The organism is Saccharopolyspora sp. NFXS83, assembly GCF_026241095.1.
GTDB lineage: Bacteria > Actinomycetota > Actinomycetes > Mycobacteriales > Pseudonocardiaceae > Saccharopolyspora_C.
In genome coordinates this window covers 23,879-35,985 of sequence record NZ_JAPFGB010000003.1, presented here as the reverse complement: position 1 = coordinate 35,985, position 12,107 = coordinate 23,879, and the positions used below count along the sequence as shown (strand labels likewise).

Genomic DNA, 12,107 nt, shown 5'->3' with positions numbered 1-12,107 from the left:
ACGAGGCCGCACTGCGGCGATCTCCTTCAGGTCCACGCCTCGACAGCGAGGAGATCGCGCATGGACACGACCCCTACGACGGTGCTTCCCGTGACCACCGGCATGTGCCGGACGCCGGTATCGAGCATCCGCCGGGTGATGTCGACCGTGTCGTCGTCCAGCTTGGCGGAGGTGACGTGTCGTGATGCGAAGGCTGCGGCCGTCGCGTGTTGCGGAGATACCTGCTGCGCGACGGCTCGTGTGATGTCGCGTTCTGAAACGATGCCGAAGATGATGTTGCCATCGACCACCGCAAGCGAACCCACGTGGTGGTCGGTCATCGTTGTGGCCACCTCGGCCAGCGAGTCCGTGCTTGTCAGGCATCAGCGGCCCAGCGGTGTGCGTGACCAGGGACTTCCAGGTCAGCGGTGAGTGTGAGGGCCACAGTTAAGGGCTCACAGAAAGAACTTGTTCAACGCACGGGAAACGTCACCCGGATAGACCAGCCGATGCGCGGCACCAACGCAGCATCGCACAACAACGAGCACCAAGAGCAGGACACGAACCCCGCCCATGCGGGGACCCTCCAGACAGCGTCCGACTGCCTTCCACGGAGCGCTGTGCTCACCTCCGTTTTCCCTGGCCGCCGACGAGCGCTGCAGCCAAGGTCAGGGCAAGTGTCGCTTCCGGCTGAAGACCCGCCCTCTGGTTCCGGAGGGATTTCAACCCACCCATGAATAATCGTGAGGTATGGAACTGCACGAACGGCAGTTCACGGCGTTGTTCTGCGTCGTGCTCCTCGATGAGCGCATACCGGTGCTGGCGGCTGGGGGAGGGGTCGGAGTACCGGACTTGACGGGTGGCGGTCTCGCTGTGTCCTTTTCGGTGCCACCGGGGACAACCTCATGGCCCGCGTCACCCTCGTCGTGGCCCAGCACCTGGCCCTGTTCCAAGTCGAGGTCGTCGGCCTTGAGACCGGCGACCTCCGACAGGCGCCCGCAGGTATCGATGAGCAGCCGGATGATCCCGGCGTCGCGGCGACTGATCAGATCCTTGCCCTCACACTGCTTGAGCAGCGCCTTGACGGTGGCCAACGGAACGACCGGCACCAGGACCTCGGGGATCTGCGGAGGCTTCATCCGCTGCATCGGCGATTCAGTGATCTCGTCCTCGTCGACCAGGAAGTGGAACCACTGCTGTAGCGCCCGGAATCGGCCGTTGGCGGTCGCGGGTTTGCGGGTCTCCAGCAGTTCCGTGATCCAGTCACCGATGTCGGCCCGGGTGACGTCAGCGATGTCGCCAAGGCGGTCTTGCTTTGCGAGCCAGTCTGCGAACCAAGTCGCCGTCGATACGTAGAGCTCGATGGTCTTGGGGGACTTGTTCTCGCGCTTCAGCGCCTTGCCGTAGTCCCTGATCAGGCCGTCCCACTGCTCCCGCATGGGGCAAAATTAAGGGCTCGCTGTGGCCCTGCGCAGAGCGGAGCACCCCTCGACGGAAACCCCGTTTTCACTGGTCAGGCAACCAAAGTGGGCGCAACTGGGTTCGAACCAGCGACCCCTTGCTTGAACAGGTGAGCGCTCCGGGATGGTAGGCCTCCGAGACGAGCATGAATCCTCCCCATCTTGTCGCCGTGACCACCGCCCAGGCGGAGTGGGCGAACGGCGACCGATCAGACCTCGGCGACGACGCGGCTACTGGCCGCCCTTCTGCACGTAGGAACGCACGAATTCTTCGGCTTCCTCGTCGAGGAGTGCATCGATGTCGTCGAGCACGGACTCGGTGGCATCGTCGAGCCCCTCCCGCCGCTCAGGCCCCGATGCGCCGACATCGGGAACTCCTGTCTCGACATCTCGATCGTCATGCCGGTGCTTGCGTTCGCCTCGACGCATCACGCACTCCGTCCGCCGCTTCGCGGTCCGATTCCGAAGTCGAGAGTGCCGCCGCCCGACTGCTGGCGTGCAGGGCCTATCGGCCCCCGTGGGCGCACGGACGCGTCCAGCGCGTTACCTCACGTGACTCCGGGGAGGCTCACTCCGGATTACGGGCGGCGGAAAGTCGGGCTCCCCGTCCCGAGCAGCGCAGGGCCTCACGGGGGAGTGTTCTGAGCAGCGTCGATGCGGGCGGTGACCCTATGCTCCAGGTGTGCAGGGGGCTGCGACGTGGTTGAAGCGGTTGGTCGTGGGGCGGCCGGTGCGCAGCGACCAGCTCGCCGAGACGTTGTTGCCGAAGCGGCTGGCGCTTCCCCTGTTCGCCAGCGATCCATTCTCCTCCGTCGCCTATGCGAGCCAGGAGATTCTCCTGGTACTCGCTTTGGGCGGGGTGGCAGTGCTGCACCTGGCTTGGTGGGCGGGCGCGGCGGTAATGCTTCTCCTGGCTGTCGTGACGATCTCCTACCGGCAGGTCGTGCGTGCTTATCCGTCCGGAGGCGGTTCCTACGCTGTGGCCTCGGAAAACCTCGGCCCCTCAGCCGGGCTGGTCGTGGCCGGTGCGCTGATGGTCGACTACGTGCTCACCGTGTCGGTGTCAGTGTCGGCGGGAGTGGACAACATCATCTCCGCGTTCACCGAGCTGAACCCGTACCGGGTGGAACTCGGCATCGGGTTCGTCATCGTGCTCACGGCGTTGAACTTGCGCGGGATGCGCGAGTCGGGCCGCATCTTCGCTTTGCCGAGCTACCTGTTCATCGCCGGTGTACTGGTCATGATCGCTACCGGGTTGGTAGAGACGTTGGTCGGGGCCGCCCCGGTAGCCCAGAGTGCTGCGTACGATGTTCGGCCGGAGCATTCTTCGTGGAGCACCTTCGCGCTGCTGTTCCTGTTGCTGCGGACGTTCGCCTCGGGTTGCACTGCCCTGACCGGTATGGAAGCGATCTCCAACGGCGTCCCGGCCTTTCGCCGGCCCAAAGCCGAGAACGCGGCGGCCACGATGGCCGCGACCGGATTGATCGCGATCACGATGTTCGCAGGGGTCACCGCGTTGGCGTTGATCAGCGGAGTGCACTACGCGGAGAACCCCTGCGACCTGATCGGTCTACCTGGCGACTGCGCGAACGAACCGCAGCGCACCGTGATCGCCCAGATCGCGGCGGCGGTGTTCGGCGGGACGGCCAGTCCGGGCTTCTACTACGTGCAGGCCACGGCAACGCTGATCCTGGTCCTGGCCGCGAACACCGCATACAGCGGGTTTCCGTTGCTGACCTCGCTGCTGGCACGGCACCGCTACATGCCGCGACAGCTGCACACTCGCGGAGATCGACTGGCCTTCTCGAACGGGATCGTCCTGCTTGCGTCCGCCGCAGGAGCCTTGATCTGGTTGTTCGAGGGATCGACCACCCGCCTCATCCAGCTCTACATCCTCGGCGTGTTCACGTCGTTCACCCTCGCCCAGGCGGGCATGGTGCGGCATTGGAACCGCGAACTGGCCTCGACCACCGACAATGCGAAACGCCGACGCCAGTACCGCGCGAGGCTGATCAACACGGCAGGGGCGGCGATGACCGGTCTGGTGTTGGCGATCGTGCTGGTCACGAAGTTCTCCCACGGTGCTTACCTGGTCGTGATAGTCGTACCGGTGTTGTTCGTGCTGATGCGCGGCATCCGCCGCCACTACGACCTGGTGCAGCAGGAACTCGAGCCGGAGGACGAGGACACCATGTTCCCAGCCCGCGTGCACGCGGTGGTACTGGTCTCCAACGTCCACAAGCCGGTCCTGCGCGCCCTGGCCTACGCGCGGGCGACCCGCCCGGACGATCTCACCGCGATCACCGTGAACGTCGAGGACGCCGATACCCAACTCCTCGAGCAGACGTGGCAGCGCAACGAGATACCCGTCCCGCTCAAGGTGCTCGAATCGCCTTACCGGGAGATCACTCGGCCCGTCGTGCAGTACGTCCGCGACCTTCGGAGAACAAGCCCGCGTGACGTGGTCATCGTCTACATCCCGGAGTACGTCTTCGGCCGCTGGTGGGACAACGCGCTGCACAACCAGAGCGCGCTGCGACTGAAGACCCGGCTGCGGTTCGAACCAGGGGTCATGATCACCAGCGTGCCCTGGCAGCTGCCGTCCTCCCACGACCGCTACCACGAACCAGAACGCCACCGGCCCGGCGAACTGCGACGCGGCATCACAGGCCCGAACCCAGGGTCTCCGCATCGGTAGCATCCACAACCGGCAACGGCGTTCGGCGTCGAACGCCTCCGGGCGCCCTCCAATCCTTCGCAAGGATCGCACCGCCGGTGGGCCCGAAACGGGCTTTCGCCTGTTCCCAGCGGCACCGCCCGGGGAGTGGCACGACCGGGACCATCGGCAATGTTCGACGGTCTCTCCCGCCCCCATCATGGGTGAGCGCGGATGTTCCGACGCGGAAGCCGTCGGCACCGCAGGAGCGGAACGGCGGAACGCATTGAGCACCTGCGCCGAACAGGCTTCCGATCCGCACAGCACAGGAACGGAGGGCCCATGCGCGCCACCAGCTACACCGCCGCCGCCGCTTCCACGCTCCTCGCGGTGATCCATCTCGTCCTCGCACCGGACAGCTTCGAGGACGCCACCTATCTGGGCGTTCTATTCGTCGTGGGTGCCGTTCTGCTGCTGGGCGTCGCGTACACCGTACTGCGTCGACCGTCGACCTGGGCGTGGTTGCTCGGCAGCGCAGTGAGCGCGGGCATGTTCCTCGGATTCGTGCTGAGCCGCACCACGGGTCTGCCCGGCTTCCGCGAGGAGTCCTGGGAACCAGCGGGCTGGGCGAGCCTGGTGCTGGAGCTCGTGTTCCTCGCCGCGGCAGCCCGCGCGCTCGGTTCTTCCGCTACTTCCCGCCCCGGAGGGGGAAGAAAGCGACAGCCCCCCACGCCCCGCAGGCAATGACGCCCGTCCCGTCCCCGGGTGACAGGCGCAGCACCCCTCCACGGCCAGATCCGGCGACCGAGGGCTTTGGCCCCTGTGAACTCGCCCGAAGACCACCACACCCTGGCCTCGTTGACGAGAAAGGAAGGGGCCCACGCGCACGGAACGATGGACAGTGCTGGTGAACATCTCCGAGCACAGCGACCACACCTAAGCGGACGCCCGCCTGCACACCCGCGACGACATCGCGGGCAGAGGACTGGCCAGACGAAATCCCGGCGATACGAATATCCCTGCGATCGGCGCGGAGTTGGCGACGGCCCGGGCACTGTCCGACCTCGCCCACCAACTGCTCGACGCGTCCATCGCGGACGTTGAACAAGCGACCGGTCACCCGGCGACGTTCCGGAACTAAGGCTGCGACGCGGGCATCGACCGAGTGCGAATCCGCTCGCCGCGTCTCCTCGTCCCACGTGACGGCGATCGGGACTCTCGGCACTTCTCGTCACCGGTTTCCGCGCGACCTTGGGTCAGGAAGGGAAAAGTCGGCCGCGAGGTCGCGCGAGGTGACACGACATGATGGTTCAGGTCGGTGACTGCTGGTCGTCGAAGGTGTTTATTCGGACGACCGCAAGGGCAGATCGTCGAAGTGCGCGGGCCACGCGGAGACCCTCCCTAACGTGGTGCGCTGCTGGCGAGCGGTATCCGGACGTCGTTGTGGACCGCTTCGTCGAACGCGGTTCGACTGCGGCCGACCTGCTCGCCCACGCCGCGAGAGCCCGCCTCCTTGTGGTGGGCGCCCGCATGGCTTCAGCAAGTTGCTGCCCAGTTCCACCAGCCAAGCGACGATCCACCACGCACCGTGCCCGGTCCTGGTGGTGCGCGGAGAAGCGAGGCCGCCGCCGCTCGCGCCACGACGTCCTGTGCGCGAACTTCCTGCGCGATCTCGCCGTCTCTTCTCCGATCGAGCACCCGCGGCGAAGGATCACACGGCGAGCCGCCGCAGGAGGAGATCCGTCGCGACAGCGCCACCTATGCGCATCCGGGCCTCCGGGCCTCCGGGCCCCATGCTGAACAACTCGACGGCGTGCCGCGTCCACGTCTGCGCCCACGGGCACCTCGGCGGGTCTCGCCGAACGCTCCCACTGGGCTCGGCGGATCGCGTGCAACGCCACGCCGCCGAGCACGGACCCGCCGGCGTCGCCGTGCCGTGGTCGCCGAGCATCGGCAACTCAGCACCCCAGGGGCGCTCGTGCAAGGACCGCACCACGACCACGCGGAGCGGACTCCCCCGCCGACGTGCTTCGCGCACGACCCGTCGCGACGCGGTTTCGCCCTCGACTCACACCACGGTCTCCGCTCGCATCGATCTCCCCTTCCGGCTTCGGCCTCCGCGGACCCAGCGCTCATCCCGGCTCGGTGAAGGCTCTCCGCGCCGCGGCGATCGCCTCCTGCGGCGAGCCAGAGGTGTCGACGTTCTGGGCCTCGGGCCACTCCGCGAAATCGGCGGCCATCCGCGCGGCGATGTCCGGGGTCGCGTCCGAGAGGTCGCCCGTCCGGTCCGCGATCCGCCCGGCGGTCACGTATCCGGCGGCCGTGCAGCGCAGTTCGACCGATGCGCAGCGGGCCAGCTGGGCGAGGTGCCGGGCCCGAGCCCGTTCGTCCGCCTTGCTCCAGCTGGCGTCGAGCACGACGCTCTCGCCGTGCTCCAGCAGCGTCCGCGCCCTCGCGAGCAGCTCTGAGTAGGTCCCGTGCACGTGCTCCGCCGCGTACAGCCCGCGCCCGTACCCGGCGTGCGCGGGCTCGTCCCGACCGGCCGCGAGTTCGCGGCGCACCCGGTCGGTGCTGAGCAGCACCGCCCCCAGCCGGTCCGCGAGCGAACCCGACACCGTCGACTTGCCGGTTCCCGGCAAGCCTCCCACCAGCACCAGGCGCACTTGCCCGGCCCGCAGGTGCGCGCGGGTCATGTCCGCCAGCAGGCGGGCCTCATCAGCCGCTCCCGCCGCCCCCTGGGCGTGCCGCAGGCAGGCGACCTTCGCACGGACGAAAGCCCGGTACGCGAGGTAGTGATGGGCCAGCGAGTCCGCGGCCTCCGCTCCGGAGAACTCGCGGTACCAGCGCAGAAACCGCCTCCCGAGATCCACCGCTCCGAGGCGTTCGAGATCCATCGCCAGGAACGCCGCGTCGTCGAGTCCGTCGACGTGCCGCAGCTCGTCGTCGAACTCCAGGCAGTCGAGCAGCCGCGGCCCGTCATCCAAGCAGAAGATGTCGTCAGCGACCAGATCGCCGTGCCCGTCCACCACGCATCCACGGCGGGCGCGCTCATCCAGCAGCGGGGCCCGGCCGTCGACGTACTCCAGCGCCAACCGGGTGATCTCCTCGAATTCCTCGGAGTCCAGGACATCGCCGACGAACGGTTCCACCCCCGCGACGTTGTCGCTCCACCGCCCGCGCAGCGCAGGCGCCCTTCCCGCTGCCGCGACGTCCGCCCCCGTCCGCGCGGTGCTGTGGAACGACGCCAGCACCCGGGCGATCCGTTCGAGCTCCGCGAGCGGAGCTCCACGCTGCCGGACCACCGTGGACAACCTGCGTTCGGCGGGAATCCGCCGCATCACCACGATCCAGTCGCAGGTGCGGCCGTGCCCGTCCAGGGCCTGCGCCACGTCGAGGTAGACGTCCGGCGCCAGCCTGCGGTTCAAGTCGACCTCACGACGGCAGGCCCGTTCCCTGGCCCCGGTCGTGCTGAAGTCCAGGAAACCGAAGTCGACCGGCTTCTTGACCTTGTACGCGCGGTCCCCGGTGAACAGCAGCACAGCGGTGTGGCTCTCGGCGACCGCCGCGGGCAGGCGTTCTCCGACCGAATTTTCGTCCGCCTCCTCCACCACTCCCCCTCGCATCTCCCGACCACCCGATCGCGGACGCGCCTGGCACGCCCGTCCACCGTGCAGGCTCCCGGTTCGCTTCGGGGACGCGGCAGGGCCAGAGGGCCTTACGCGCTCAGCGCGTCGCGACGACCGGGCACGGGAACGTGGCAAAAGCGTTGCTGCTCAACGGAACCCGCGGCGCACTCAGGAATTCTCAGGACTGCGGCCACATACCGGGGAGGGCGGCATCTTTCGCCTCGGCGGGCAAGGCGCGGGCGCCGTGGACCGCGAACACCGTGGAACGGCACGGCACGCACCTCACCGCGCGATCACCACCGGGCACGGTGAGTGCTGCACCAGTTGTTGGCTCGTGGACCCCAGCACCAGCCCGGTGAAACCTCCCCGCCCCCGGGCTCCGACCACGACGAGCTGTGCCTGCTCCGCATGCGTGAGCAAGGCCCGCGCGGGTTTGTTCAGCGGTGCGAAGCGCTGCACCACGACGTCGGGGTGTTCGTCCGACCAGCCCGCCAGCACCTCCGTCAGGAGGCGTTCCTCATCGGACTGGACCACGGCCCACCCCTCGTCGATCCGGTTCCGCAAGCGCGCCTCATCCCACGCCAGGGAGTGCCAGGCGTGGACCGCGCGCAGGGGCACCTCCCGTGCGGCGGCGAGCTCGAAGGCGTAGCCCAGCGCGGCGGCATCGTGTCCGGAACCGCTGACGCCGACGACGACCGGATCGGTCTGGTCCGGATCGTGCTCTCCGCGGACCACCGCGACCGGGCTGCGGGCGTGTGCGGCCACGGCGATCGCCACCGAACCGATCAGCAGCCCGGTGAACCCTCCGAGACCACGGCTGCCCAGCACCACCAGATCCGCTCGCCGGGACTGCTCGACGAGCCCGCTCGCCGGAGCCTCCATGCGGAACTCGGTCTCCACGACTACGTCCGGTGCGACTTCGCCCACCTGCTCCTTCGCCAGCCGCAGGGATTCCTCGGCTTCCTCACGGACGCTCTCCAAAAACGTCTGCCGCGGTGGCACGACCGGCATGTCCGGCACGACGACGAGCGACTTGACGTCGCAGTGCAGCAGGTGCAGCTGTGCCGACCGCCGCCGTGCCTCCCGAACCGCCCAGCGAGCGGCGCGGATAGCCGACGGCGAACCATCGATCCCGACAACCACCGTCCGCGCCATCGCGCTGCACCTCCGCCACATCGTTCGCCGGTCCCGGCGTCGCCTTGCACGGCACCCGATTACACGCACTGCGTCACACGGACCGACAGGGCCGAGAGTCCCCGGGGAGGTGTTCGGGCACCGCGTGCCGGGCCGAGTCGCTCAGGTCCGTGCGCGCACCACCATCACCGGGCAGGCGGCGTGGTGCAGCAAGGCCTGGCTGGTCGAACCGAGCAGGAGGCCGCGGAAGCCGCCGCGACCTCGACTGCCCACCACGACCACGCTGGCCCGCCGCGCCTGCGCCAGCAGCACTTCCCTCGGATCACCGCGCTCCTCGACCCAGTGGAGGTCCACCTCGGGGTGGCGCCGCCGCCATTCAGCGACGTGCTCGCCCGCACCACCGGCGCCGCCGGACGCCCGGTGGCGTTCCTCCACAGCATGTGCCGCCACCAGCGGAAGCCCCGTGCGGGAGGCGCGCTCGAAGGCCGCCGCGAGCGCCACGTCCGCAGCCGCGCCGCCGTCGACGCCCACCACCACCGGACCGGTCGCATCCGGATCACCGCGCACGACCACGACCGGACTGCGGGCGCGAGTCGACACGCTCGTGGCCACGGAGCCCAGGAGCAGCTCGGGAAAACCCCTGAAGTCCCCCTGCCCCAACACGACCTCGTCCGCCTGCTCCGAGAGGTCTACCAGGGCCAGCACCGGTGGCTGGTTGGTGACCGCCGTCGTGATCGGGATGTCCGGAGCCGCCGCCCGCACCACGTCGGCAGCCACGTCGAGGCGCTCGCGGGCGTTGCTGTCGATCCCTTCGTAGTAGCACTGCATCGGATACGCACCGGGCAGCACCGGGGTGACGCCTCCCAGCGAGAAAACCAGGTGCACCGGCAGGTTCCGCCCGCGCCCGTCGACCGCCGCCCACCCCGCGGCGAGCTCGGCGGACCGGGAGCCGTCGATCCCGACCACCACCGACCCTCTGATGTCGTTCATGCTCTCTCCCCCCAACTGGAACGCCGACCGCGATGACCGGCAAAGGGTCCGGTACTCGAGCGTGGCCGGGGAACTCGGGACCTGCCAGGAGGCCCAACGACCCTGCCGTATTCGCGAGTGCCGGTACATCCCGGGCCCGGCGTTGGAAGGACAAACCTCAGGTGGTGCGACATGGAGGGACGCGAGCACGATGTCCGCGAGGGCGAGACGACGCGGTGGGCGATGGCGGCATCGGGCCACCCGCAGGAAGAGCCGCCCGGCATCGACGACTTCATGGAGAGCCCTGATTTCGCGATGACGGAGCACCTTCCGGTGCGCTGCCCGCCTCGTGCCTCCTACGCGGCGCTGCGCCACTTGGACCTGCTCACGGTGCGGTCCCCGGTGATCGACGCGGCGATGCTCGTGCGGGGCTGGCCGGCCTGGTTGCGCCGACACGTGCCGGCTCGAACCCGAACCCGACGACCTCGTGGCCGAGGGGAACTGGCTCCGGCTCTCCGAAAAACCGGATCACGAGCTCGTCCTGGGCGCCGCGGGCAGGTTCTGGACGCCGGTCCCCAGCCTCGAATCGCTCGGGCCTGCGGTCGCGGCAGCCTGCTCAGCTACGACGTGCGCGTCTCCCTCGACGACGCGCTCTCGCTGCGGACCTTCGGCTGGTACTGGTGGACCGTCGGTCCCTTCATTCGCCTGATCATGCGCGCCACGCTGCGTCGAGCCGCGTCGGACGCGCTCACCGGAGAGGACGAGTCCTAGCGCGGATGCCCGGCCGAGCACGCTCGTCGCGCGAGCACCGGAGACGAGGAGCTGTCCGGGTGATGGAGGAGTCTCGCCCGCACGTGCGGAGCGCGAGACGCTGACCACCGCTGTCGCGGCGGCTCCGTCGGTGCGCAACGCACGGCCTTGAACGTTTCGGGGTGCGAGCACTTGATTCCACCAAGAACCGAGTGGTCTAGGCAGCACATGGCTTGGCCGCACGGTTTGTGCGGCCAAGGTCCCTGGCCAGGTCGCTTCGCGCGTCGGGACGATGGAACGGCAAGCGTCCGGTTAAGGAGCTGTCGGCGATGATGTACGGCTATGGACCTGGTCTCTGTTGGATGTTCGTGATGCCCATCATCTGGATCGCGTTCCTCGCGTTCCTCGCGCTGATCGTCTGGACCGTAATTCGCCTGACCCGTGAGCATCCTCGGCACGACAACGGCGCCGCGCACCAGGAAACCGCCGACGAGATCCTCGATCGCAGGTATGCCCGCGGGGAAATCGATGCGGACGAGTACCGGCAAGCACGGGCGAACCTGACCGAGCACCGGAGAAAAGAATGATCAGACCACGCGGCCGTCGGCCGCCACCCTGCCGACGGCCCGTGCTGGCCGCGCCGGGGCCTCGGCGGTCCGCCGCTCGTTCCACGCTCTGGGCATCATGATCTGCCACGTCGAGGGGAGAGAACCATGGCACAACCCGAGCACGCGGTCGTGGCCGGAGTCGACGGTTCCGGCCATTCCGCCGAAGCCGCGGCCTGGGCGACACGGGAAGCCCGGCGTCGTGGCGCCCGCCTGCACCTGGTGCTGGTCAACGACGACCCGAATCGCTCGGCTTTCGCGGGAAAGAGCGTGCACGCGGTCGCCGAGCAGTGCCGCGCCCAAGCGCCCGAAGTCGAGGTGCGCGAGGAGATCCTCACCGGGCATCCGATCGAACAGCTGCTTCGCTGCGAGGAGACCGCCCAGTTGATGGTGCTGGGATCGCGCGGGCTCGGTGGATTCGCCGACGCGCTGCTGGGCTCGGTCAGTTCGGAGGTCGCCACCCACGCGGTGGGGCCGGTCGTGGTCGTGCGCGCGGGCGGAGTCGATCTCGGGGGTCCGGTCGTCGTCGGGGTGGACGACGCGGCCAATGCTCACGCGGTGCTGCGTTTCGCGTTCGACGCCGCAGCCTCCCGCGGAGTCGAAGTGCTCGCCGTGCAGGCTTGGCACGAGCAGGGGCTGCTCGCGCCGCCCCTGCCGCCACCCGATCAGGACGAAGTGCAGACTCGCATCGAGAACTCCCTCAACGCCCAGCTCACGGAATGGCGCGACCGGTACTCGGGACTCCACACGCGCACCCGCGCCGTGCGCGGGCACCCGGTCCCCGCCCTCGTCGACGCGGCCGGTGAGTCTCCGCTGCTGGTGGTGGGCCACCGCGGCACCGGTGGGTTCAACGGGCTGTTCCTCGGCTCGGTCGCCGTCGGAGTGCTGCACCACGCGAGATGCCCGGTCGCCGTGGTGCGCTGAGTTG

12 protein-coding genes are annotated in these 12,107 nt (G+C 68.8%); 6 read left to right on the top strand and 6 right to left on the bottom strand.

What is annotated here, in order from left to right; genetic code table 11:
• Positions 1 to 26: 26 nt before the first annotated feature.
• From OOZ19_RS04030 to OOZ19_RS04020, 3 genes are all read right to left on the bottom strand, one after another.
• Positions 27 to 359, bottom strand: a complete 333-nt coding sequence (locus OOZ19_RS04030; RefSeq protein WP_266088851.1) for a CBS domain-containing protein — start codon at positions 357 to 359, stop codon at positions 27 to 29.
• A gap of 342 nt (positions 360 to 701) precedes the next feature.
• Positions 702 to 1,418, bottom strand: coding sequence for a tyrosine-type recombinase/integrase (locus tag OOZ19_RS04025; protein WP_266088374.1), 717 nt, complete (start codon positions 1,416 to 1,418; stop codon positions 702 to 704).
• A 252-nt stretch (positions 1,419 to 1,670) separates the two neighbouring features.
• Positions 1,671 to 1,868, bottom strand: a complete 198-nt coding sequence (locus OOZ19_RS04020) for a ubiquitin-like protein Pup (protein ID WP_266088372.1) — start codon at positions 1,866 to 1,868, stop codon at positions 1,671 to 1,673.
• A 253-nt stretch (positions 1,869 to 2,121) separates the two neighbouring features.
• Here OOZ19_RS04020 and OOZ19_RS04015 point away from each other — a divergent pair, with 253 nt between their 5' ends.
• The 3 genes from OOZ19_RS04015 (at position 2,122) to OOZ19_RS04005 (ending at position 5,236) form a co-directional block, all read left to right on the top strand.
• Positions 2,122 to 4,137 carry an APC family permease gene (locus OOZ19_RS04015; protein WP_266088370.1) on the top strand — a complete coding sequence of 672 codons (2,016 nt, stop codon included), beginning with the start codon at positions 2,122 to 2,124 and terminating at the stop codon, positions 4,135 to 4,137.
• A 300-nt stretch (positions 4,138 to 4,437) separates the two neighbouring features.
• A complete protein-coding gene (locus OOZ19_RS04010) occupies positions 4,438 to 4,842 on the top strand; it encodes a hypothetical protein (RefSeq protein ID WP_266088368.1) in 405 nt (134 codons plus the stop codon).
• A 205-nt stretch (positions 4,843 to 5,047) separates the two neighbouring features.
• Positions 5,048 to 5,236, top strand: a complete 189-nt coding sequence (locus tag OOZ19_RS04005; protein ID WP_266088849.1) for a dsRBD fold-containing protein — start codon at positions 5,048 to 5,050, stop codon at positions 5,234 to 5,236.
• A gap of 991 nt (positions 5,237 to 6,227) precedes the next feature.
• On the opposite strand, the gene OOZ19_RS04000 is transcribed toward OOZ19_RS04005, so the two are convergent.
• From OOZ19_RS04000 to OOZ19_RS03990, 3 genes are all read right to left on the bottom strand, one after another.
• Positions 6,228 to 7,718: a bifunctional aminoglycoside phosphotransferase/ATP-binding protein gene (locus OOZ19_RS04000; RefSeq protein ID WP_266088366.1), complete on the bottom strand. Its 1,491-nt coding sequence runs from the start codon at positions 7,716 to 7,718 to the stop codon at positions 6,228 to 6,230.
• A gap of 285 nt (positions 7,719 to 8,003) precedes the next feature.
• Positions 8,004 to 8,876 (bottom strand): universal stress protein, encoded by an 873-nt coding sequence (locus tag OOZ19_RS03995; protein WP_266088364.1) that lies wholly within the window; start codon positions 8,874 to 8,876, stop codon positions 8,004 to 8,006.
• A gap of 141 nt (positions 8,877 to 9,017) precedes the next feature.
• Positions 9,018 to 9,845 (bottom strand): universal stress protein, encoded by an 828-nt coding sequence (locus tag OOZ19_RS03990; RefSeq protein WP_266088362.1) that lies wholly within the window; start codon positions 9,843 to 9,845, stop codon positions 9,018 to 9,020.
• Between the two features lie 171 nt (positions 9,846 to 10,016).
• On the opposite strand from OOZ19_RS03990, the gene OOZ19_RS03985 reads away from it, so the two are divergent.
• From OOZ19_RS03985 to OOZ19_RS03975, 3 genes are all read left to right on the top strand, one after another.
• Entirely contained in the window at positions 10,017 to 10,595 is a 579-nt protein-coding gene (locus tag OOZ19_RS03985; protein ID WP_266088360.1) for a hypothetical protein, read from the top strand.
• 350 nt (positions 10,596 to 10,945) lie between these two features.
• Complete coding sequence (locus tag OOZ19_RS03980; RefSeq protein WP_266088358.1) at positions 10,946 to 11,161, top strand: SHOCT domain-containing protein; 216 nt, start codon at positions 10,946 to 10,948, stop codon at positions 11,159 to 11,161.
• A 126-nt stretch (positions 11,162 to 11,287) separates the two neighbouring features.
• Complete coding sequence (locus OOZ19_RS03975) at positions 11,288 to 12,103, top strand: universal stress protein (protein WP_266088356.1); 816 nt, start codon at positions 11,288 to 11,290, stop codon at positions 12,101 to 12,103.
• The last annotated feature ends 4 nt before the right edge of the window (positions 12,104 to 12,107 follow it).

What these genes read in the sequence shown, in the direction of transcription:
- OOZ19_RS03990 (WP_266088362.1), bottom strand. Translation starts at nt 9,845, where the DNA reads ATGAACGACATCAGAGGGTCGGTGGTGGTCGGGATCGACGGCTCCCGG.
- OOZ19_RS03975 (WP_266088356.1), top strand. Translation starts at nt 11,288, where the DNA reads ATGGCACAACCCGAGCACGCGGTCGTGGCCGGAGTCGACGGTTCCGGC.
- OOZ19_RS03980 (WP_266088358.1), top strand. Translation starts at nt 10,946, where the DNA reads ATGCCCATCATCTGGATCGCGTTCCTCGCGTTCCTCGCGCTGATCGTC.
- OOZ19_RS04020 (WP_266088372.1), bottom strand. Translation starts at nt 1,868, where the DNA reads ATGCGTCGAGGCGAACGCAAGCACCGGCATGACGATCGAGATGTCGAG.
- OOZ19_RS04000 (WP_266088366.1), bottom strand. Translation starts at nt 7,718, where the DNA reads ATGCGAGGGGGAGTGGTGGAGGAGGCGGACGAAAATTCGGTCGGAGAA.
- OOZ19_RS04025 (WP_266088374.1), bottom strand. Translation starts at nt 1,418, where the DNA reads ATGCGGGAGCAGTGGGACGGCCTGATCAGGGACTACGGCAAGGCGCTG.
- OOZ19_RS04010 (WP_266088368.1), top strand. Translation starts at nt 4,438, where the DNA reads ATGCGCGCCACCAGCTACACCGCCGCCGCCGCTTCCACGCTCCTCGCG.
- OOZ19_RS03985 (WP_266088360.1), top strand. Translation starts at nt 10,017, where the DNA reads ATGGAGGGACGCGAGCACGATGTCCGCGAGGGCGAGACGACGCGGTGG.
- OOZ19_RS03995 (WP_266088364.1), bottom strand. Translation starts at nt 8,876, where the DNA reads ATGGCGCGGACGGTGGTTGTCGGGATCGATGGTTCGCCGTCGGCTATC.